We start from the raw sequence: 18,541 nt of genomic DNA on the forward strand, positions 1-18,541 counted from the left end.
ACAACCCACATGGCAACCCTGTTCAGAGCGATCCGGCACAACGGCAAGGCCGCCGCCGGACTGCTGATCCTGCTTCTCTTCGTCATCATGGCCGCGGTGCCCAACCTGATCGTGCCGGGCAACCCGGCCACCATCACCGACGCGGTCTCCCAAGGCAGTTCGAGCAAGCACCTGCTCGGGACCACGGCCCTCGGCCAGGACGTCCTGGTCCAGGTGGTGCACGGGGCCCGCCCGGCCCTGCTGATCGCCGTCGTGGCCGGCCTGCTGGCCACGGTGATCTCGGTGCTGGTCGGCATCTCCGCCGCCTACCTCGGCGGGGCCTGGGACGACGGCCTCAACCTCTTCACCGACGTGGTGCTGGTCATCCCCACCCTGCCGCTGGTGATCGTGATCGCCGGCTACTTCTCCCACCACAGCATCTTCGTGCTGGTGATCGCGCTGGTGGTGACCGGCTGGTCCTACGGGGCCCGCCAACTCCGCTCGCAGGCGCTGTCGCTGCGCAACCGGGACTTCCTGGAGGCGGCCCGGGTCCGCGGCGAGCGCCGCTCGTACGTGATCTTCTTCGAGCTGCTGCCCAATATGACCTCGCTGATCGTCGCCAACTTCCTCGGTTCGGCGCTCTACTCCATCCTCACCGCCTCCGGCCTGGAGTTCCTCGGCCTGGGCGACACCAGCAACTCCGACTGGGGCACCATGCTCTACTGGGCGCAGAACCAGTCCGCGCTGCAGACCGGCCAGTACATCTGGGCGGTGGCCCCCGGGCTCTGCATCGCCCTGCTCGGCACCTCGTTCGCGCTGCTGAACAACGCTTTCGACGAGATCAGCAACCCCGCTCTGCGCCCGGTGAGGAGGCTCCGTGTCGCCGCGTCCTGACACCCAGGAAGTACAGGCCCGGGAAGCACAGGCCCGGGAAGCGCACGCCCGGGACGTCCCGCTGCTCGACGTCCGCGACCTCACCGTCGAGTACGCCACCGCCAAGGGCTCCGCCCTCGCCGTGGACAAGGTCAGCTTCACCCTCCGCCGCGGCGAGTTCCTCGGCATCGTCGGCGAGTCCGGCTGCGGCAAGTCCACCCTGCTGTTCGGCATCGCCCAACTGCTCAGCCCGCCCGCCGGGATCACCGGCGGCAGCGTCGAGTTCAAGGGCCGCAACCTGGTCACCATGACCGAGAAGCAGCTCAACACGGTGCGCTGGTCCGAGCTCTCGGTGGTGATGCAGAGCGCCATGAACGCGCTCAACCCGGTGACCACCATCGGCGCGCAGTTCCGCGACGTGCTCCGGGCGCACAGCTTCGACACCGACATCAACACCCGCTCCCGCGAGGTGATGGAGCTGGTCGGCGTCGACCCGGTGCACCTCGGCAGCTACCCGCACCAGCTCTCCGGCGGAATGCGGCAGCGGGCGATGATCGCCATGGCGCTGCTGTTCACCCCCGACCTGATCATCATGGACGAGCCCACCTCGGCCCTGGACGTGGTCGCCCAGCGCTCGCTGATGGTCCAGATCAAGGAGCTGCAGCGGGAGTTGGGCTTCGCGATCATCTTTGTCACCCATGACATGTCGCTGGTCAGCCACTTCTCCGACCGGCTGATCGTGATGTACGGCGGGCAGATCGCCGAACTCGGCGCCACCCGTACCGTGTTCGACACCCCGCGGCACCCCTACAGCCGGGGGCTGCTGGACGCCTTCCCGTCCATCCGCGGCCCCCGCGTGCCGCTGCTGGGGATCCCCGGCTCCCCGCCCGACCTCGCCGAACTGCCGGTCGGCTGCCGCTTCGCCGCCCGCTGCCCGCAGGTGATGGCCGGCTGCACCGCGGTCGAGCCCGCACTGTACGACGTCGACCAGGTCCTGGTGCGCTGCCTGCTGCACGCGCCGGACCGGGTCGGTCAGAAGGAGACCCCGGTATGAGCCAGCATCAGCAGTCCTACCCGCTGCCGTTCCCGTCCGAGGTCCCGTCGCAGGCCCCGGACGACGTCCCGCTGCTCCGCACCGAGGGGCTGACCCGGCACTTCCAGATCGGCGGGATCTTCTCCAAGAAGAACCTGCACGCCGTCGACGGCGCCGAACTCAGCATCGGCCGCGGCGAGATCGTCGCCCTGGCCGGCGAGAGCGGCAGCGGCAAGTCCACCGTGGCCCGGCTGCTGGCCAAGGTCTACAAGCCGACTGCCGGCGAGATCTGGTTCGACGGCAAGCCGCTGTCCCAACTGCGCTCCCGCACCGATGTGCTGGCCTACCGCAGCCAGGCCCCGATGGTGTTCCAGGACCCGTTCAGCTCGATCAACCCGGTCTACCGGATCTCCCACGGCATCCTGCGCACCCTCAAGCTGCACCGCCCCGAGCTCAACGCCGAGCAGCGCACCGAGGAGGCCAAGCGGCTGCTCACGGTCGTCGGGCTGACCCCCGCCGACCAGTACCTGGCCAAGTTCCCGTACGAGATGAGCGGCGGCCAGCGCCAGCGCATCGGCTTCGCCCAGGCCCTGGCGTCCAACCCCAAGCTGATCATCGCGGACGAGCCGGTCTCCATGCTGGACGTGTCGATCCGGATCGGCCTGCTCAACCTGATGACGGAGCTGCGGGACCAGCAGGGCGTCTCCTTCCTCTACATCACCCACGACCTGGCCAGCGCCCGCTACGCCGCGGACCGGCTGATCGTGATGTACGCCGGGCACATCGTGGAGCAGGGCCCGATCGAGGAGATCCTGGCCGCGCCCAAGCACCCGTACACCCAGCTGCTGCTGGCCACCGTGCCGGACCCGCGGGCCCCGCTGGCCGATCTGGCGGGCGTCGACAAGGGGGAGCCGCCGAAGGTGGTCGACCCCCGTCCCGGCTGCCGGTTCCGGGCCCGCTGCCCGGTCGCGGTGTCGCAGTGCGCCACTGTCACCCCGGAGCTCCGGCTGCTCGGCGACCGGCACCAGGCCGCCTGCCACGTGGCCGTGTCCGGCGCTGCCGCCACGCCCGACACCGGGCTCGGCGCGCCCCTCACGGCCCCCGCCCGGGCCCTTCCGAACCCCAGGGACCACGCATGAAGCTCGTCATCGTCGGCGGAGGATCGACGTACACCCCGGAGCTGGTGGACGGGATCGCCCGGCTCCGGGCCCGGCTGCCGGTCACCGAACTGGTGCTGGTCGACCCCGCCGCCGAGCGGTTGGCGCTGGTCGGCGGCCTGGCCGCGCGGATCATGGCGGCCCAGGGCCACCCGGCCCCGGTCCGCTGGACCAGCGATCTCAAGGACGGCGTCGAGGGCGCGGGCGCGGTGCTGCTGCAACTGCGCATCGGCGGCCAGGCGGCCCGGCAGCGGGACGAGACCTGGCCGCTGGAGTGCGGCTGCGTCGGCCAGGAGACCACCGGCGCCGGCGGCCTGGCCAAGGCGCTGCGCACGGTCCCGGTCGTCCTGGACATCGCCGAGCGCGTCCGCGAGTACGCCGCGCCCGACGCCTGGATCATCGACTTCACCAACCCGGTCGGCATCGTCACCCGCGCCCTGCTGGACGCCGGACACCGCGCCGTCGGCCTGTGCAATGTCGCCATCGGCTTCCAGCGCCGCTTCGCCGCCGGAGCCGGGGTGGCCCCCGAGCAGGTCGCGCTGGACCACTTCGGCCTGAACCACCTCACCTGGATCCGCGGCGTGCGGATCGACGGCGAGGAGGCGCTGCCGCAGATCCTGGACCAGCGGCTGGACGAGCTGGCGGAGGAGATCGAGCTGCCGTCCCCGCTGCTGCGGCGGCTCGGCGTCATCCCCTCCTACTATCTGCGCTACTACTACCAGCACGACGTGGTGGTCCAGGAGCAGCGCGGGGCCGAGACCAGGGGCGCCGCCGTCGCCGCGATGGAACGGCAGCTGCTGGAGATGTACGCCGACCCGGCCCTGGACCACAAGCCCGAGCTGCTGGCCAAGCGCGGTGGCGCCTTCTACTCCGAGGCCGCGGTCAACCTGCTGGCCTCCCTGGTCGGCGACACCGGCGACGTCCAGGTCGCCAATGTGCGCAACAACGGCACCATGCCGTTCCTCGGCGACGACGCGATCATCGAGGTCCCGGCGCTGATCGGGGCCCAGGGCGCGGTTCCGCTGCCGCTGGCCCCGGTCCCCGGCCGCTTCGCCGGACTGATCGCCCATGTCACGGCCTATGAGGAGCTGGCGCTCGAGGCCGCCGTCCACGGCGGCCGGGGGCGGGTCTTCGACGCCCTGCTGGCCCACCCGCTGGTCGGCCAGTACGACCGGGCTGAGAAACTCACGGATCTGCTGCTGCGCGAGAACAAGGACTTTCTGGGGTGGATCTGACGCAGCATCACCACACGGGGGAGAGTACGGACATGGACGGTACGGGGGGACTCCCGGCGGTGCTCGCCATCGACGGGGGCAACAGCAAGACCGACCTGGCCCTGATCGCCGCCGACGGCAGCCTGCTGGCCAGCGTCCGGGGGCCGGGGTCGACCGCGCCCAACGGCGGCACCCTGGCCCCGATGGTCGCCGAACTGGCCGCCAGGGCCGGGCTCGACCCGGCGGCCGGCCCGATCGCCCGGCACACCTCGGCCTGCCTGGCCAACGTCGACCTGCCGGAGGAGGAGGACGCGCTCTCCGCCGAGCTCGCCCGGCTGCGCTGGTCGGAGAGCTCCCAGGTGCTCAACGACACCTTCGCGCTGCTGCGTTCGGGCACCCACCGGCCCTGGGGGGTCGCGGTGGTCTGCGGCGCCGGGATGAACTGCGCCGGCGTGGGCCCGGACGGGGGCACCGCCCGCTTCCTGGCCCTGGGCCACCACACCGGGGACTGGGGCGGCGGCCGCTGGCTCGGCAGCGAGATCATGTACACCGCGATGCGGGCCGAGGACGGACGCGGCCCGGACACACTGCTGCGGAAACGGGTCGCCGCCCACTTCGGCGAGACCTCGATGCACGACGTGGCGGTCGCGGTGCACCAGGGGCGGCTGACCTGGGACCAGGTGATGACCCTCAGCCGGGTGCTGTTCGCCACCGCCGACGAGGGCGACCCGCCGGCGATCGCCCTGGTGGACCGGCAGGCCGAGGAGGTGTTCCTGATGGCCCGCTCGGTGCTGGACCGCCTGGACCTGGCCGGTACCGACGTCGAGGTGGTCCTCGGCGGCGGCATCCTGGCCAGCAGGCACCCGCTGATCACCGAGGGGGTCGAGACCAGGCTCAAGGAGCACGCCCCCGCCGCGCTGCCCCGCTACGCCGACGTCCCCCCGGTCGCCGGCGCCGCCCTGCTCGGCCTGGACCACCTGGGCGCCCCGGCGGAGGCCCTGGCCCGGCTGCGCACCTGCTACTGACCCCCACGCGCTACTGCCCCCCGCGCTACTGACCCCCACGACGGTCGGCGCCCCGCGATCCAGCGGGGCGCCGACCGTCGGCATGTGCGAACGGCTACTTGTCCCGGTAGGACGGGACCCGGCTGGGCCGGGGCCGCCGCTCGGAGTCGAGGAGCGGGAGCCGGCGCGGGGCGACCACCTCGGACAGCGCGATGACGCTGGTGGACCGCACGATGGCGGGGATGCGGTTGATCCGGATCAGGATCTGCTGCAGATGCTGGTGCGAGCTCGCGGCGACCCGGCAGTGGACGTCGGCGGGTCCGGAGGCGCCGTAGGCCTCCAGGATCTCCGGCACCCGGGAGAGCTCCTCGGCGATCTGGTCCAGGCCGCCCTGGGCGATCTCCAGGCTGACGAAGGCCAGCACCGGGTAGCCGGCCGCGGGGAGGTCGAGGTCGGGCCCGTAGCCGGTGATCACCCCGCGCTCCTCCAGTCGCTGGATCCGGGCCTGGGCCGTGGCCCGGGACACCCCGGCGAGCCGGGACAGCTCCAGGTAGCCGACCCGCGGGTGCTCGGTCAGGGCGCGGATGAGCAGGGTGTCCAGCTGGTCGAGACTGCTGCGCACTTCTTCCATGTCGAGCCCGCTCCCGTGAACTTTACTTGGCAATATGTCTAGCTTACCGACGGGATGTTGTCACAGCGCGCAGATGAGCGTCTACTGCCACTCATCCTTCCGCCTCTCCACCAGGGAGTGTCTGCCATGACCCAGCCGTTGACCGATGTCGACCTCACCACCCTGATCGGCGTGGTCGCCCACGACGACGCCGCCGACCCGTTCCCCGTCCTCGGCATGGACCACATCCGCTTCTACGTGGGCAACGCCAAGCAGGCCGCGCACTACTACAGCACCGCCTTCGGCATGACCTGCGTGGCCTACCGCGGCCCGGAGACCGGCAGCCGCGACGCCGCCGAGTACGTGCTCACCTCCGGCAAGGCCCGGTTCGTGATCACCGGCGAGGTGCACGCCGGGACCGCCGTGGGCGAGTCCGTGGCCGTGCACGGGGACGGCGTGGTGGACCTCGCCATCGAGGTGCCGGACGTCGACCGGGCCGTCGCCTTCGCCCGCTCCCAGGGCGCGACCATCCTGGAGGAGCCGCACGACCTCCAGGACGAGCACGGCACGGTGCGCCTGGCCGCGCTGGCGACCTACGGGCAGACCCGGCACACCCTGGTGGAGCGCTCCGGCTACACCGGCCCGTTCCTGCCCGGCTTCGCCCCGCACGGCCCGCTGTTCCACGGCAAGCCCGCCGCGCACCCCAAGCGCTACTTCCAGGCGGTGGACCACTGCGTGGGCAATGTGGAGTCGATGGACGAGTGGGTCGGCTTCTACAACCGCGTCATGGGCTTCACCAACATGAAGGAGTTCATCGGCGACGACATCGCCACCGAGTACTCCGCGCTGATGTCCAAGGTCGTGGCCAGCGGCAACCACCGGGTCAAGTTCCCCATCAACGAGCCGGCCGCGGGCAAGCGGAAGTCCCAGATCGACGAGTACCTGGAGTTCTACGGCGGCCCCGGGGTCCAGCACCTGGCCCTGGCCACCGGCGACATCGTCGCCAGTGTCCGGGCGATGCGGGAGATGGGCGTGGAGTTCCTGGACACCCCCGACACCTACTACGACACCCTGGGCGAGTGGGTCGGCGACACCCGCGTCCCGGTGGAGACCCTGCGTGAGCTGAAGATCCTGGCCGACCGGGACGAGGACGGCTATCTGCTGCAGATCTTCACCAAGCCGCTGCAGGACCGTCCGACGGTGTTCTTCGAACTGATCGAGCGGCACGGCTCGTTGGGCTTCGGCAAGGGCAACTTCAAGGCGTTGTTCGAGGCCATCGAGCGCGAGCAGGCCCGTCGCGGCAACCTCTGAGGAGACGTCCCATGGCCCACTACCGCCATCTCGGCGACGTCCCGCCCAAGCGCCACACCCAGCACCGGACCCCCGAAGGCGGGCTCTACTACGAGGAGTTGATGGGGGAGGAGGGCTTCTCCTCCGACTCCTCGCTGCTCTACCACCGGAACATCCCCTCGGCGATCGTGGACGCCACGGTCTGGGAACTGCCCGAGCAGTCGCTGACCGCCAACCACCCGCTGCTCCCGCGCCACCTCAAGCTGCACGAGCTGACCGCGGGCCAGGAGTGGAAGGAGACCGACGCCGTCACCGGCCGCCGCCTGGTGCTCGGCAACGGCGAGGTGCGGATCGGCTATGCGGCGGCCGGTGTGCCCTCGCCGCTGTACCGCAACGCCATCGGTGACGAGTGCGTCTACGTCGAGTCCGGCCGGGGCGCCGTCGAGACCGTGTTCGGGACGCTGGAGGTGCGTCCGGGCGACTACGTCCTGCTGCCCCGCGCCACCACGCACCGGTGGGTGCCCGGCGGCGACGAACCGCTGCGGCTCTACACCATCGAGGCCACCAGCCACATCGCGCCCGCCAAGCGCTATCTGTCCAAGTACGGCCAGCTGCTGGAGCACGCGCCCTTCTGCGAGCGGGATCTGCACGGCCCCACCGGGCCGCTGCTGGCCGAGGGCACGGAGGTGGAGGTGCTGGTGAAGCACCGCACGGCCACCGGCATCGGGGGCACGCGGTACGTCTACCCGCAGCACCCCTTCGACGTGGTCGGCTGGGACGGCTGCCTCTACCCCTACACCTTCAACATCGCCGACTACGAACCGATCACCGGCCGGATCCACCAACCCCCGCCGGCCCACCAGGTCTTCGAGGGCAACGGCTTCGTGATCTGCAACTTCGTGCCCCGCAAGGTCGACTACCACCCGCTGTCGATCCCGGTGCCGTACTACCACTCCAACGTCGACAGCGACGAGGTGATGTTCTACGTCGGCGGCGACTACGAGGCCCGCAAAGGCTCCGGCATCGCCCCCGGCTCGGTCTCCCTGCACCCCGGCGGCCATGCGCACGGGCCGCAGCCGGGCGCTTACGAACGCAGCATCGGCGCGGAGTTCTTCGACGAGCTCGCGGTCATGGTCGACACCTTCCACCCGCTGCAGCTGGGGGAGGGCGGCCTGGCCAGTGAGGATCCCGGCTATGCGTGGACCTGGGCGGGCCGGGGGCCGGCCCGGTGACGGCGATCCCCGAGCTGTTCCGCGCCCTGTGCGACGACGCGGCGATGTTCCCCCCGGGCAGCGCGACCGCCGAGGCCGCGCTGCCCGCCCACCGCAGCTACCGCGAGGCCTGGTTCGCGCCGCTGGTGGGCCCGTTCCTGGTCGGCACCGCCCAGTTGGCCGCGGTCGCGGCAGCGGCCGACCCGGGGCAGCCACCGCTGCGGTCGGTGCTGGTGGTTCCCGGCGGACCCGCGGAGCTCCAATCCGCCCTGGACGCCGCCCCTGGCTGCGGGCTGGAGCTGGTCGGCGTGGAGCTGGCGTCACCCGCCACCGGGACGCCGGCCCAAGCCGCCGGCGCGGCCGTGCGGGCCCTGCGGGACACCCTGCCGCCGGGCCTGGGCGGGGTGGTCGAAGTGCGTCGCGGCAGCCGGGCGGAGCTGGCCGAGGCCCTGGACGTGCTGGCGGGCACCGGATACCGCGCCAAGCTGCGCACCGGCGGCGCCACGGCCGAGGCCTTCCCCGACGCGGCGGAGGTGGCCTCGTTCCTCCTCGGCTGCGTGGCCCGGTCCCTGCCGTTCAAGTGCACCGCAGGGCTGCACCAGGGGGTGCGCCACACCGATCCGGTCACCGGTTTCGAGCACCACGGCTTCCTGAACATCCTCGCCGCCACCGGCGCCGCCCTCGCCGGAGCCGATCCGAGGGAGGCGGCGGCGCTGCTGGAGCAGCGCGACGGCGACCACATCGCCTCCGTCATATCCGATGTGACGGAGCGTCAATCTGCCCTCGTTCGTGCCTCCTTCACCGGTTACGGCACCTGCAGCATCACCGAACCACTGGCCGAGCTCGCCGCGCTCGGCCTTCTCCCCGTACCGCACCCGCCTCTCCCGGAGCACATATGACCACCACCACCTGGGTGGACCTGCCCGCAGGCAGCCCGTTCGGGCCGGCCAACCTCCCCTACGGCGTCTTCAGCCAGGGCGAAGGACCCCGCAGGCTCGGCGTCCGGATCGGCGACCAGGTCCTGGACCTGGCCGCCGCGGCGCGGGCGGTCGGCGCCGACCCCGGGCCGCTGGCCGAGCCCTCGCTCAACCCGCTGCTGGCGGCCGGACGTTCACAGTGGTCGGCGGTGCGCCGCACGATCGTCGGGTGGCTCACCGACCCCGCCCACCGGGCCGCGGTGGAGCCGCAGTTGCATCCGCTCGCGACCGTGGCGCTGCATCTCCCCTTCGAGCCGGGCGACTACGTCGACTTCTATGCCTCCGAGCACCACGCGGCCAATCTGGGCGCGCTGTTCCGCCCTGGCAGCGAGCCGCTGACGCCCAACTGGAAGCACCTGCCCATCGGTTACCACGGCCGCGCGGGCTCGCTGGTGGTCTCCGGCACGCCGGTGGTCCGACCGTGCGGGCAGCAGAAGGCTCCTGATGAAGCGTCACCCCGCTTTGGACCCTCCCGGCGGCTGGACATCGAGGCCGAGGTCGGCTTTCTGGTCGGCGCCCCCTCGCCGCAGGGCAGTCGGGTTTCCCTGGCCGGCTTCCCCGACCATGTCTTCGGGGTGTGCCTGGTCAACGACTGGTCCGCGCGCGACCTGCAGGCGTGGGAGTACGTGCCGCTCGGGCCCTTCCTCGGCAAGTCCTTCGCGACCTCGCTGTCCGCGTGGGTGGTGCCACTGGAGGCGCTGGAGCACGCACGTACCGAGCCTCCGGCCCGTGACGTTCCGCTGCTGCCGTACCTCGACGACAGCGCCGCACCGCCGTGGGGGCTGGACCTCTCCCTGGAGGTGGCGCTCAACGGCCACCCGGTCTCCCGGCCGCCGTTCGCCGCCCTGTACTGGACGCCGGCGCAGCAGCTGGCCCATATGACGGTCAACGGCGCGCCGCTGCGGACCGGCGACTTCTACGCCTCCGGCACGGTGAGCGGTCCCGACCCGGACTCCCGGGGCTCGCTGATCGAGCTGTCCTGGAACGGCCGGCAGCCGCTCACCCTCCCTGACGGGAGCAGTCGGACCTTCCTGGAGGACGGTGACGAGGTGGTGATCACCGCCACCGCGCCGGGGCCTGACGGTGCGCGGATCGGTTTCGGCGAGGTCCGCGGGCGCATCCTGCCCGCGACGGACCTTGCCTCCGCCCCGGCCCCCGAGACGGCCCTTGCGACGGACGGGAAGGGCTGACCCATGGACAAGACCGCGACCTCGGCGGCCGAGGCGGTCGCCGACATCCACGACGGCGCGAGCCTGGCCGTCGGCGGATTCGGACTGTGCGGCATACCGGCCGTGCTCATCCAGGCCCTGCTGGCGCAGGGCGCCACAGATCTGCAGGTGGTGTCAAACAACTGCGGCGTGGACGACGCCGGTCTGGGGCTGCTGCTGGGGGCCGGCCGGATCGCCCGGGCGACCGGCAGCTACGTCGGGGAGAACAAGGAGTTCGCGCGGCAGTACCTCTCCGGCGAACTGGCCCTGGAGCTGGTGCCGCAGGGCACGCTGGCCGAACGGCTGCGGGCCGGGGGCTGCGGCATCCCCGCCTTCTACACGCCCGCGGGCGTGGGCACCCAGGTCGCCGAGGGCGGTCTGCCCTGGCGCTACGGAGCCCACGGGCAGGTCGCGGTCGCCTCGCCGGCCAAGGAGACCCGTGACTTCGAGGGCGCCGAGTACGTGCTGGAGCGGGCGATCACCACGGACTTCGCCCTGGTCCGCGCGGCCCGCGGGGACCGGCACGGCAACCTGGTCTTCCATGCCTCCGCCCGCAACTTCAACCCGCTGGCCGCGATGGCCGGCCGGCTCACCGTCGCCGAGGTCGAGGAACTGGTCGAACCGGGGGAGCTGGATCCGGACGGGATCCACCTGCCGGGCGTCTTTGTGCAACGCGTCGTCGCGCTGACCCCGGAGCAGGCGGCGGACCGTCGGATCGAGAAGAGGACGGTGCGGGCCTGATGCCCTGGACCCGTGACCAGATGGCCGCCCGCGCGGCCCGCGAACTCGCCGACGGGATGTACGTCAACCTCGGCATCGGCCTGCCCACCCAGGTCCCCGACCATGTCCCTGCGGACGTGCACGTGGTGCTCCAGTCCGAGAACGGGGTGCTCGGCACCGGCCCCTATCCCACCGCCGAGCAGGTGGACCCGGACCTGATCAATGCCGGCAAGGAGACGGTGACGGTCCGTCAGGGAGCTTCCTACTTCGACTCCGCGCTGTCCTTCGGCATGATCAGGGGCGGCCACATCGATCTCGCCATCCTCGGCGCCCTCGAGGTGTCGGCCGCGGGCGACCTGGCCAACTGGACCGTGCCCGGGAAGATGATCAAGGGCATGGGCGGGGCGATGGACCTGGTCCACGGCGCGCGCCGGGTCGTGGTCCTGATGGAGCACACCGCCCGGGACGGCAGTCCGAAACTCGTCGACAGCTGCTCCCTGCCGCTGACCGGACGCGGCTGCGTGCACCGGGTCATCACCGACCTGGGCGTCTTCGACCTGGCCGGGGACGCCGTGGTGCTGGTGGAGGCCGCCCCCGAGGTGTCCGTGGCCCGGATCGTGGCGCAGACTGGCGCCCGGGTGCACATCCCGGGAGGCGCCGCGTAACACGGGCCCGGCCCGCGTACCAAGAGCCGACCCCGCCTGTCCGTCCGGTGGGGTCGGCTCAGCCGCGTGACATCCGGCGCGGCACGCCGAACACCTGGACCAGGGTCTGGTGGGTCGAGCGCAGGTGCTCACGCATGGCGCGGGTGGCCTCGCGGCGGTTTCCCGCCGTGATGGCCGCCGAGATGCGCTCATGCGCGCCCAGTTCCTCGCGGGACCAGATGTGCGGTTCCAGGCTGGGGATGAGGTGGTGCAGCCGGGTGACCTCGTCGGCCAGCGAGGCGATCATCCGCGCCGCACGGGCGTTGCCGGCCACCTCGGCGATGCCGATGTGGAAGTCCGCGGCGCTGGTCAGCGCCAGGTCCAGGTCGTCGGCCGCGCTGCGGTGGGCGTGCAGGGCATCGGTCACCTCCTTGGCGCCGCTGTGCAGTTGGGCGAAACGGGCGGCGGCCTGGCCGGCCAGCTCCGGCTCCAGCAGTTCGCGCAGCTGGAAGACGTCGCGAAGGTCCTCCAGGCCCAGCGAGCGCACCACATAGCCCTTGCGGGGCAGCACCGTCACCCAGCCGTCCTGCACCAGCAGCCGCAGCGCCTCGCGCACGGGTGTCTTGGAGACGCCGAACCGGGCGGCCAGCTCTGCCTCCAGCACCGTGGCTCCGGGGGCGAGACGGGCGTGCAGGATGTCGTCCTTCAACAGCAGGTAGACCCGTTCGGTCAAGGGCTGTTTGGTCTCGCTCGTGCTGGCGACGGTCGTCACTGCACCCCTCCGCATGGGATACCCGGGGATAAGAAATATCTGGCGCCAGCCTACTCCCAGCCCGGAGGGCACAGGTGCGAACCAGCTCTGCGCAATCTCTTGACGCTGGAACATCAGTGATATATCTCTAAGATCCCACTGGCGATCGCTCAACGAAGACGATCAGGAGAGCCGCGCATGCGTCCCACCACTCATGCCCCTTCGCACCACAGATCCCGCCTCGCCCTCTGCCTGGGAGTTCCCCTGCTCCTGGCCGCCGCCGGGTGCAGTGCGAGTTCGACCACCCACAGCGCCTCCAGCGCGGGAACCATCACCATCGGGATGTCGCTGCCGCTCAGCGGCGCCGTCGCCGACAACTCCAAGAGCGGCTACCAGGGCTACCAGCTCTGGGCGGACCAGCTCAACGCCCACGGCGGGCTGCTGGGCCGCAAGGTCAAGCTCGTCGTCCTGGACGACGGCTTCACCCAGAGCACCGCCATCTCGGACTACAACAAGCTGATCGGCCAGCAGCACGTCGACCTGCTGCTCGGCACCTTCTCCTCGTTCCTGAACCTGCCGGTGGCCGAGGTCGCCGAGCGCAACAAGTTCGTCTACATCGAGCCCTCCGGCGGCGCCGACTCGATCTTCGCGCGGAACTTCAAGTACCTGTTCTTCGCGCAGCCGGCCACCACGGAGCGGCTGCCGGACCAGTTCGTCGCCCAGATCGCCGCGCTGCCGGCGGCCCAGCGCCCCAAGACCGCCGCCTTCGTCACCCAGGACGACCCCAACACCTCCGAGGCCGTCAAGCTGTTCAAGACGGAACTGGCCAAGCTCGGGGTGAAGTCCGTCTACGACTCCACCTATGCGCCGGACACCTCCAACTTCGACGCCATCGCCAACTCCATCAAGCACGCCGACCCGGACCTGGTGATCGACGGCGCGCTCGCCGATGACGGCGTGGCACTGATCCGCTCCTTCCAGAAGGTCGGCTTCACCCCCAAGACCCTGTACCAGACCAACTCGCCCTCCGACCCCGGCTACGCGGCCTCGGTGGGAGCCAAGAACACCGAGGGCGTGCTCACCACCCTCGCCTACAGCCCCGCCGCACCCACCACCGGCAACGCCGACTTCGTGTCCGCGTTCCAGGCGAAATACCACACCGCCCCCTCCGACGACGCCGCCAACTCCTTCACCGCGGGACAGGTCCTGACCGCCGCGGTGACCGCGGTCGGCAAGCTCGACCAGAGCGCGATCGCCGACTGGCTGCACAAGAACACCGTGCAGACCATCGTCGGTCCGCTGTCCTGGGACGCCGCCGGCAAGCCCAAGGGCTCGATGCTGCTGGCGCAGTGGCAGAACGGCACACTGCAGATCGTTGCCCCGGCCGCCGAGGCCACCAGCAAGCAGGTCGAGTGGGCCAAGCCGGAGTGGTCGCAGTGATCCTGCTGCTCCAGACCCTGATCTTCGGCTGCCTGATCGGCGGCGTCTACGCGCTGATGTCCTCCGGCTTCACCCTGATCTTCGGCGTGATGGACGTCATCAACCTGGCCCAGGGCTTCCTGCTGATCACCGGCGCCTATCTGTCCTGGTGGATGTGGCAGCGGACCGGCCTTGACCCGCTGCTGCTCGGCGTCCTGTCCTCGGTCGCGCTCTACGGCATCGGCTGGCTGCTCTACAAGGCCGTCGTCTCCCGGGTCCAGCGGGTCGATCCCGGGCTGACCCTGGTCGCCACCTTCGCCGTCGCGGTCGCCGGGGAGGGCGTCCTCGCGCTGATCTTCGGCACCGCCGACCGCAGCGCCACCCCCTCCTACTTCAACACCTCCTTCCACCTCGGCTCGCTGACCGTCCCCAAGGCCCAGCTGTACGCCTGCGTCGGCGCCCTGGTCGTCCTCGGCGGCCTGTACGCCCTGCTCCGCGGCACCTTCCTCGGACGGGCGATCCGGGCCTGCGCGTCCAGCCGGGACGGAGCGGAACTCGTCGGGATCGACGTCGAGCGCTCCATGGCGCAGATGTTCGCCCTCGGCGCGGCCACCACCGGCTTCGGCGGTGCGGCCCTGTCCGTCCTCTACCAGTTCCTGCCCGACTCGCAGGACATCTGGATCGGCCGGGTGCTGTGCGTGGTCGTCCTCGGCGGTCTGGGCAGCCTGCCCGGAGCCCTGGCCGGAGCCGTGGTCCTCGGCCTCGGCGAGGCCCTCACCTCCACCTACTGGGACGTGCGCTGGACCACCGCCGTCCCCTACATGCTCATCCTGGCCATCCTGCTGCTGCGCCCCCAGGGCCTGTTCGGCACCACCCTGCGACGCGAAGGAGCCCGGGCATGACCGTGCGCGACCGCCGCCTGCTCCGCTGGGGCGCACCCGCCCTGGGCCTGCTGCTACTGGCCCTGGTGCCGCTCAGCGGCGACATCTACTACCAGAACATGCTGATCATGACGTTCATGCTGGCCGTGCTGGCCAGCGGCTGGAACACGATGGCCGGGTACACCGGCTACGTGTCCCTGGGCCACAGCGCCTTCATCGGCATCGGCGCCTACACCGCCGGCGTCACCGCCGCCGACTGGGGCGTCTCCCCGTTCCTGGTCGCCCCGCTCGGCGGGGTGGCCGCCGCCCTGGTCGCGCTGCTGCTGTCGGTGGTCACCCGCCGCACCCGCGGTCCTGCCTTCGTCATCGTCACCTTCGCCCTGCTGGAACTGCTCGGCCTGATCGTCCGCAACTGGGCCTCGGTCACCGGCGGCAGCAAGGGCCTGCTGCTGCCGCTGCCCACCTGGGGCGTCGACATCCAGGACTGGCCCTTCTACTACACCCTGCTCGGCCTGCTGGTGCTGGCCGTCGGCCTGTCCGCCGGCATCGCCCGCACCAAGCTCGGCATCGGCCTGGTCGCGATCCGCGACGACGAGGACAAGGCCGCCGGCATCGGCATCAGCACCCCGGCCTACAAGTCGCTCGCCTTCATGGCCAGCGCGGTCCTGGTCGGCATGGCCGGAGCCGTCTACGGCTACTACATCTCCTTCCTCGACCCCGGCGCGATGTTCGACATCGTGCTCAGCGTCGAGGCGGTGCTGGCCGCGCTGATGGGCGGCCGCGGCACGGTGTGGGGGCCGGTGCTGGGCGCGTTCATCCTGGAACCGCTGTCCGAGGTCACCAACTCCCACCTGGGCGGCTCCGAGGCGGGCGCGCTGCGGCTGATCTTCTTCGGCGGCCTGCTGCTGGCGGTCACCCTGCTGCTGCCGCGCGGCATCCTGCCGCAGGCCGCCGAACTGCTGCGCCGGCGCCGCGCCAAGGGCGCGACCAGCCCGGTCGGACGGCGGCTGGACGACGCCGCGCTGCCGGCCACCCCGGCGATGCGCAGCCGGGGCCGGGCGGACGACCCGGCCCTGCTGCGACTGACCGACGTGACCCGGCGCTTCGGCGGCCTGGTCGCCGTGGACGGCTGCGGCTTCGAGGTCCCCCGCGGCTCGATCACCGCGCTGATCGGCCCCAACGGCTCCGGCAAGACCACCGTGTTCAACCTGGTCGACGGCACCTACCCGGTCAGCTCGGGCCGGATCGACTTCGACGGGCAGCGCATCGACCCGCTCGGGCCGACCAGGCGGACCTTCGCCGGCATCGGCCGCACCTACCAACTACCGCGCCTGTTCCCGAGTCTGACGGTTCTTCAAAATGTCGCCGCAGCCTGCGGGGAGTTCCGTCCCGGCAACCTGCTGCGCAGTGCCGTCTCCGGCGCGGAGGCGGCCCGGGCCACCGAACTGCTCGAGTTCGTGGGCCTGGGCGACTACCTCACCGCCCGCGCCACCGACCTGTCCTACGGGCAGCGCAAACTCGTCGAACTCGCCCAGGTGCTGATGCTGGAACCGCAGTTGATCCTGCTCGACGAACCCTGCGCCGGGATCAACCCGACCCTGATCCGGCGCATGGCCGCCCTCATCCAGGCCCTCAACCAGGCCGGTCAGACCTTCCTCATCGTCGAGCACGACATGAACTTCGTGCTCTCCCTCTCCGACCCGGTCGTGGTCCTGTCCCGCGGCGCCGTCATCGCCCACGGCACCCCCGACGAGATCAGGGCCGACGAGCAGGTCCGTGAGGCCTATCTGGGCGAGGACTTCGCCCTGGACGCCGCCACCACCGGAGGAACAGCATGATCGAGATGCACTCCGTCGTCGCCGGCTACGGCGGCGGCGACGTCCTCCAGGGGCTGGACCTCGTGGTGGAGCCGGGCAGCATCACCTGCATCGTGGGTCCCAACGGCGCCGGCAAGTCCACCGTCCTGCGCGCCATCAGCGGCCAGATCCACCCCCGCAAGGGCGAGATCCACCTGGACGGCGCTCCCATCCACGGCCACACCCCGGCCGCCGTCATCAACGCCGGCATCGTCCAGGTGCCGCAGAACAACGGCCTCTTCGCCGACCTGACCGTCCGCGACAACATGCTGCTCGGCGGCTACCTGATCCGCCGCGACAAGGCCCGGCTGCGCCGCCGCATCGCCGAACTGGCGGAGGTCTTCCCGATCGTCCGCGAACGCGCGGACGAGAAGGCCGCCAACCTCTCCGGCGGCCAGCGCCGCATCGTCGAGTTCGCCCGGGCCCTGGTCCTGGAACCGCGGATGGTGCTGCTGGACGAACCCACGCTGGGCCTGGACCCCAAGGCCAGCGCCCTGGTGTTCGACAGCACCCGGATGATGCGCGATCTGGGCACTACCGTGCTCATGGTGGAACAGAACGTACGATTCGGGCTCAAACTGGCCTCCCAGGGCGTGGTCATGGAACGCGGCCGGGTCCTGCTCGCCGACACCTCCGAGGCGCTGCTGGCCCGTCCCGACATGGCCGCCATGTTCTTCGGCTCCTCCACCCCGCCACCGGACCCGGGCGAGCCCAGCACCCGTACCCATCGAGAGGACGCGCACCTGTGACCCCGAGCACCACCCCCGTCGCGATCGTCGGCGCCGGGCCGGTCGGCCTCAGCGCCGCCGTCGCCCTGGCCCGGTTCGGTGTGCGCAGCACCGTCATCGAGCGCAGCACCGGCAGCTTCGAGCACCCCAAGGCCCGCGGCGTCCGGGTGCGCACCATGGAACTGTTCCGGCAGTGGGGCCTGGAGCCGGAACTGCGCGCCCGTGCCCTGCCGCCCGAGGCGATGCGCTTCATCTACTGCGACACCCTCGCCGGGCGGGAACTGGCCCGCACCCCCGAGCTGGAGCCCCGCGCCTTCGACGGCAGCCCCACCACCAGCTGCCGGGTCGCCCAGGACGCGGTCCACGCCGCGCTGCTGCGCCGCGCCGGCGAGGAACCGCTGATCGAGCTGCGCACCGGGGTCACCGCGACCTCGGTCACGCAGACCCCGGAACAGGTGCAGATCGTTCTCGACGACGGCAGCACGCTGACCGCGGACTACCTGGTCGCCGCCGACGGCCTCGGCTCCCGCATCCGCACCGGACTGGGCATCCAGCTGACCGGAGAGCCGGTGGTGTCCTGGTGGCAGAGCGTCTACTGGCACGGCGACCTGGACCGCTGGGCCGCGCACCGGCCCTGCATCCAGTTCGTCACCGGCGCCGACACCGGCCGCCATGTCCAGATCGCCTTCGTCGACGGCCACCGCCGCTGGATCACCCTGATCGCGCTCCCGCCCGGCCAGGACCGGCCCGAGGACCCGACACTCCAGCAGGCCGCGGACGCCGTCCGCGGCGCCGTCGGTGACCCGGAGATCTCCGTCGACATCCGTGACATCGCCACCTTCCGAGTCAGCGCGATGAACGCGGACCGCTACCGCGAGGGGCGGGTGTTCCTGGCCGGGGACGCCGCGCATGTGCTGCCGCCCACCGGGGGCATGGGCATGAACAGCGGCATCCAGGACGTCCACAAACCTGGCCTGGAAGCTCGC

General features: G+C 71.3%; 17 protein-coding genes and 1 pseudogene. 16 read left to right on the top strand and 2 right to left on the bottom strand.

The annotated features are described in order from the left end of the window. Nucleotides 1–9 precede the first annotated feature (9 nt). The 5 genes from ACXKR8_RS40140 to ACXKR8_RS40160 are packed head-to-tail and all read left to right on the top strand — an operon-like array spanning nt 10 to nt 5,281. On the top strand, nt 10–873 hold the full coding sequence (locus ACXKR8_RS40140; protein ID WP_458269439.1) for an ABC transporter permease: 864 nt from the start codon (nt 10–12) through the stop codon (nt 871–873). Further along, nucleotides 857–1,906 carry an ABC transporter ATP-binding protein gene (locus tag ACXKR8_RS40145; protein ID WP_458269440.1) on the top strand — a complete coding sequence of 350 codons (1,050 nt, stop codon included), beginning with the start codon at nt 857–859 and terminating at the stop codon, nt 1,904–1,906. Before ACXKR8_RS40140 ends, ACXKR8_RS40145 begins: the two co-directional genes overlap by 17 nt. Further along, nucleotides 1,903–3,024 (top strand): ABC transporter ATP-binding protein, encoded by a 1,122-nt coding sequence (locus ACXKR8_RS40150; RefSeq protein WP_458269441.1) that lies wholly within the window; start codon nt 1,903–1,905, stop codon nt 3,022–3,024. The genes ACXKR8_RS40145 and ACXKR8_RS40150 overlap by 4 nt, the downstream gene beginning before the upstream one ends. After that, entirely contained in the window at nt 3,021–4,277 is a 1,257-nt protein-coding gene (locus ACXKR8_RS40155; protein WP_458269442.1) for a 6-phospho-beta-glucosidase, read from the top strand. The genes ACXKR8_RS40150 and ACXKR8_RS40155 overlap by 4 nt, the downstream gene beginning before the upstream one ends. A 32-nt stretch (nt 4,278–4,309) precedes the next feature. Then, nucleotides 4,310–5,281, top strand: a complete 972-nt coding sequence (locus ACXKR8_RS40160; RefSeq protein ID WP_458269443.1) for an N-acetylglucosamine kinase — start codon at nt 4,310–4,312, stop codon at nt 5,279–5,281. A 94-nt stretch (nt 5,282–5,375) separates the two neighbouring features. Here ACXKR8_RS40160 and ACXKR8_RS40165 read toward each other — a convergent pair whose 3' ends face one another. Then, nucleotides 5,376–5,891: an Lrp/AsnC family transcriptional regulator gene (locus tag ACXKR8_RS40165; protein ID WP_458269444.1), complete on the bottom strand. Its 516-nt coding sequence runs from the start codon at nt 5,889–5,891 to the stop codon at nt 5,376–5,378. Between the two features lie 216 nt (nt 5,892–6,107). Between ACXKR8_RS40165 and hppD the strand changes: the two genes are divergently transcribed. Genes hppD through ACXKR8_RS40195 form a run of 6 tightly spaced genes read left to right on the top strand, consistent with a single transcriptional unit; the run spans nt 6,108 to nt 11,941 of the window. Next, entirely contained in the window at nt 6,108–7,181 is a 1,074-nt protein-coding gene (gene hppD, locus ACXKR8_RS40170; RefSeq protein WP_458275212.1) for a 4-hydroxyphenylpyruvate dioxygenase, read from the top strand. An 11-nt stretch (nt 7,182–7,192) separates the two neighbouring features. Further along, complete coding sequence (locus ACXKR8_RS40175) at nt 7,193–8,392, top strand: homogentisate 1,2-dioxygenase (RefSeq protein ID WP_458269445.1); 1,200 nt, start codon at nt 7,193–7,195, stop codon at nt 8,390–8,392. Continuing rightward, nucleotides 8,359–9,270, top strand: a complete 912-nt coding sequence (locus ACXKR8_RS40180; RefSeq protein WP_458269446.1) for a hypothetical protein — start codon at nt 8,359–8,361, stop codon at nt 9,268–9,270. The genes ACXKR8_RS40175 and ACXKR8_RS40180 overlap by 34 nt, the downstream gene beginning before the upstream one ends. Continuing rightward, entirely contained in the window at nt 9,267–10,538 is a 1,272-nt protein-coding gene (fahA, locus tag ACXKR8_RS40185) for a fumarylacetoacetase (protein WP_458269447.1), read from the top strand. Before ACXKR8_RS40180 ends, fahA begins: the two co-directional genes overlap by 4 nt. A gap of 3 nt (nt 10,539–10,541) precedes the next feature. Then, nucleotides 10,542–11,297, top strand: coding sequence for a CoA transferase subunit A (locus ACXKR8_RS40190; RefSeq protein WP_458269448.1), 756 nt, complete (start codon nt 10,542–10,544; stop codon nt 11,295–11,297). Further along, complete coding sequence (locus tag ACXKR8_RS40195; protein WP_458269449.1) at nt 11,297–11,941, top strand: 3-oxoacid CoA-transferase subunit B; 645 nt, start codon at nt 11,297–11,299, stop codon at nt 11,939–11,941. Before ACXKR8_RS40190 ends, ACXKR8_RS40195 begins: the two co-directional genes overlap by 1 nt. 58 nt (nt 11,942–11,999) lie before the next feature. Here the strand turns inward: ACXKR8_RS40195 and ACXKR8_RS40200 are convergent, their stop codons facing one another. Beyond that, the gene (locus ACXKR8_RS40200) at nt 12,000–12,692 is read right to left on the bottom strand and encodes a GntR family transcriptional regulator (RefSeq protein ID WP_458269450.1); all 693 of its coding nucleotides are present in this window, start codon (nt 12,690–12,692) and stop codon (nt 12,000–12,002) included. Between the two features lie 177 nt (nt 12,693–12,869). On the opposite strand from ACXKR8_RS40200, the gene ACXKR8_RS40205 reads away from it, so the two are divergent. From ACXKR8_RS40205 to ACXKR8_RS40225, 5 genes and pseudogenes are all read left to right on the top strand, one after another. After that, nucleotides 12,870–14,111: an amino acid ABC transporter substrate-binding protein gene (locus ACXKR8_RS40205; protein WP_458269451.1), complete on the top strand. Its 1,242-nt coding sequence runs from the start codon at nt 12,870–12,872 to the stop codon at nt 14,109–14,111. Next, nucleotides 14,108–14,992 carry a branched-chain amino acid ABC transporter permease gene (locus ACXKR8_RS40210; RefSeq protein WP_462100041.1) on the top strand — a complete coding sequence of 295 codons (885 nt, stop codon included), beginning with the start codon at nt 14,108–14,110 and terminating at the stop codon, nt 14,990–14,992. Before ACXKR8_RS40205 ends, ACXKR8_RS40210 begins: the two co-directional genes overlap by 4 nt. Then, nucleotides 14,989–16,809 carry a branched-chain amino acid ABC transporter ATP-binding protein/permease gene (locus tag ACXKR8_RS40215; RefSeq protein WP_458269453.1) on the top strand — a complete coding sequence of 607 codons (1,821 nt, stop codon included), beginning with the start codon at nt 14,989–14,991 and terminating at the stop codon, nt 16,807–16,809. Before ACXKR8_RS40210 ends, ACXKR8_RS40215 begins: the two co-directional genes overlap by 4 nt. Beyond that, nucleotides 16,806–17,576, top strand: coding sequence for an ABC transporter ATP-binding protein (locus ACXKR8_RS40220; protein ID WP_458269454.1), 771 nt, complete (start codon nt 16,806–16,808; stop codon nt 17,574–17,576). Before ACXKR8_RS40215 ends, ACXKR8_RS40220 begins: the two co-directional genes overlap by 4 nt. Further along, nucleotides 17,573–18,454, top strand: a pseudogene (locus tag ACXKR8_RS40225) (FAD-dependent monooxygenase); the annotation flags it as partial. The gene ACXKR8_RS40220 and the pseudogene ACXKR8_RS40225, both read left to right, overlap by 4 nt. Nucleotides 18,455–18,541: the final 87 nt, after the last annotated feature.

The sequence above is a fragment of the Streptacidiphilus sp. PAMC 29251 genome (assembly GCF_054208735.2).